The following is a 3319-nucleotide window of genomic DNA, read 5'->3' on the forward strand; positions in this document are numbered from 1 at the left end:
CCACGCCGGGGACCACCACGCGGCATGTCCGGTCAACCGCAGGAGCACCGGCAACAGGATGAGCCGGATCAGGACTGCGTCGAGTAGGACAGCAACACCGAGAATGATGCCCATTTCCTTCGGCGGTAGCGGGTCAGCGAGCGCGAAGGTGAAGAACACTGCCACCATCACCGCGGCGGCGGCGAAGATCACTCGTCCGGAATGAGCCAGACCTGCGATGTGGGCGACCTTCGGGTCCCCGGATCGTTCGTAGTGTTCTTTTGCCGTGGCGAGGAGGAACACGGTGTAGTCCATGGCGATCGCGAAGATCATTGCGAAGAAGAACACCGGCCCCCAGCCGTCGAGGAAGCCTTGCGGAGTGAAGCCGAGCAGGGATGCACCGTGCCCGTCCTGGAAGATCAACTTCGCGACCCCGAATGCGGCTGCGGTGGAGAGCAGGCTGACCACGGTGCCCAGGATGGCGATCAACGGCGCCTGCAGCGCCACCAGAAGCAACACGAACCCGAGTACCAGGATGATGCCGACGATGAGTGGGAAGTAGTCGTTCAGCGCTTGCTGCAGATCGAGGTTCTCCGCCGGTGCGCCGCCCACGAGTGCACCCGAGGGGAGGTCTGCACGCAAGGTGTCGAGGATAGTGCCCATCTGTGCATCCGATGGGTCGACGGTCGGCATGGCCTGCAGCATCACATAGTCACTGCCGTCTGGGGCGGGCTGCGGCGGAGTGACCATGGCGATGCCGTCGACCGAGGAAGCGGTCTGCGCCGTCTGCGAGGCTTCGGCGGCGGGAGCGATGATCTGCAACATGCCCGGTGCACCCTCACCCATCTGAGCCTGGACGAGTTCGTATCCTTGGCGGACCGGGGCGTCGGCGGGGACGACTTCGATGGAAGGCATCGCTACCTTGAGACCGAGCACCGGGATCGACAGCGCGATCAGTACCAGGACAGAACCGATAGCGAACGGCCACGGGTGCTTGTGCAGCAGTTCACCCCATGCGGCGAACTTCGGCGAGCGGTGTTCTTGCCGCTTGGCGTAGGGCAGGGATCCACCATTGACCTTGGTGCCGAGTTTCCCGAGCACTGCTGGCAACAGAGTCATCGAGGCGAGAAGGACGAAGAAGACGGCGAGCATGATGCCGATCGCCATCGTCCGCACCGCGGGGGCCGGAACGAGAAGGACGGCAGACAAACTGACCAGCACTGTGATTCCGGACAGGACAACGGCTTTGCCTGCGGTGTCCATGGTTTCCGCCACAGCTGCCTGCTTGGAGGTGGCGTGCGCGATCGCGTCGCGAAAGCGGGCGACGATGAACAAGGCGTAGTCGATACCGAGGGCGAGAGCGAACATCATCGCGAAGTTCATCGCCCACACCGAGATCGGAGTGACCTGGTTGAGCAGGACCAGGCCACCTGCGGAGGCGACGAGGCCGGCCAGGGTCAACAGCAACGGCAGCCCTGCGGCGACGAGGGACCCGAACGCGAGCACCATGATCGCGAGGGTGACCGGCCAGGAGAACAGTTCGGCCTGAATCATCGCGTCGTGGTTCGCTTTGTTGAAATCACTCCACAGTGCCGAAGCACCGGTCGGGTAGACCTCGATGCCGTCACCGGACAGAGCGGTCAACTGCCCCTTGAGATCGTCGACGGCCTTGACCATCTCGTCGGTGGACGCGTTCGCGCCCGCGATGAGAATTCCGGTGTGCCCGTCCGGGCTGATGGACATTCCCGGTTGCGGTGCGATGATCGCACCGAAACGGGTGTCCCCGGCGAAGACATCCGCGACCGCGGTGAGGGTGCGCTGCACTTCGGGACTGTCGACGGTGCGGTCGTCGGAATGGACCACGACCTGGACCGCGGCCGAGGAGTTACCGCCGAAGTGTTCCTGTGCCAGTTCGCGAACCTGGACCGATTCGGACCCGTTGGCTTGCCACCCGGCGCCCGCGAGGGAACTGAACACCGATGGTGCGGCCGCACCGAGGGCGACGAGGACGATCAGCCAGACACCGATCACCCATTTCGCATTGCCTGCCATGGCCGCGCCCATACGCCCGAGCACTCCGCCGGAGGATCGAGACGCCGACGTAACGCGTTCCTCGACAGTAGATTTGCCAGTCATTGGTTGACTCCTGAAGATGGGGTGAATGGGAGTGACGTGCGCAGCAGTGTCCGGCGCACCGGTCAGCGGCCGAAAAGGGACCGGAAGAACCCGGAACCCGGATCAGGAGCAGGAGTGCAGGTGCAGCGCCGCGCTTTCGGGACACCTGCCATGACCTGCTCGGAATGCTGGCCGCATCCTGCCCAGGTGGTCTTGGAGCAGGAAGAACATGCCGTGGGGTAACACATCTGGTTTCTCCTTGTCAGACGCCGTGCCGCCTATGGGGCACGAGAGTTTCAGTGATCAGGCACTATTCGGACGAACGCTCGACCCAGGCCGTGTATCCGCCGACCAGGTCGCTGACGTTCTCGATGCCGTCGGCCCGCAACAGTGATGCAGCGACGGACGAGCGCCAACCGCCGGCGCAGTGCACGACGATGGGCTTGTTACGTGGCAGGTCCTCGATCTGGGAGCGGAGCTGGGCGAGCGGAATCGATTGCGCACCGTCGATGACCCCGAAGTCGCGCTCGCCGGGATTTCGGATGTCGATCAAGGTCACTGCATCCGAATCCAGGAGCCCCTCCAGTTCGACCACAGCAGTACGCGGCGCGGTACGGACAAGGTCGGTGAGCGAGTTCGGAAAGATCCCGTCGGCGTCGACAGTGAGGTACCCGGCTGCGTTGTCGGATCCGATGCGCGCCAAACGCATCGCCGCATCTTGTTCCTCACCCGGATAGGTGATGAGTACGATGCGCTCGCCGATATCGGCGACCATGCCACCGGTTTCAGCGAACCTGCCGTCGAATCCGACGTTGATCGAGCCGCGCAGATGCCCGCCGGCGAAGTCGTCCGGAGTGCGGGCGTCGAGAATGCGAGTTCCGATGGCCATTTCCGTCCGGAGCTCCTCCGGTGTCAGCTCGGGTATGCGCCGATCTTGTTCGAGGAGAGCGCGATTCGACCTGTTCAGGGTCACATCGGTAGAAAAATACCGCGGCACCGCAGGCTGACCGTCGGTGATCAGAGCAACGAACGTATCTTCGCTCATCGGCTGCACCGACGGGTTCGTGCGGCGCTGCTCGCCGATGGTGGAGGTCAGCTCGGAGGAGAGGTTCTTGCCGCAGGACGACCCTGCGCCGTGGGCCGGCATCACGGTCACCTCATCGGGCAAGGTCAGCAGCGTCTCGTGGACTGTGCGGTACATCGCCCGAGCCAGGTCGGTGTTGGT

General features: G+C 63.9%; 2 protein-coding genes. Both read right to left on the minus strand.

The window, feature by feature from the left end; translation table 11 throughout:
- Positions 1–2115 (minus strand): MMPL family transporter (locus tag R4P65_RS32915; RefSeq protein WP_317829680.1); only part of this gene is annotated, 2115 nt, incomplete at its 3' end.
- A 289-nt stretch (positions 2116–2404) separates the two neighbouring features.
- A partial coding sequence (locus tag R4P65_RS32920) for a rhodanese-like domain-containing protein (protein WP_317829681.1) occupies positions 2405–3319 on the minus strand: 915 nt, incomplete at its 5' end.

This window comes from Rhodococcus sp. IEGM 1318 (genome assembly GCF_033142465.1).
Lineage (GTDB): Bacteria > Actinomycetota > Actinomycetes > Mycobacteriales > Mycobacteriaceae > Rhodococcus_F > Rhodococcus_F qingshengii_B.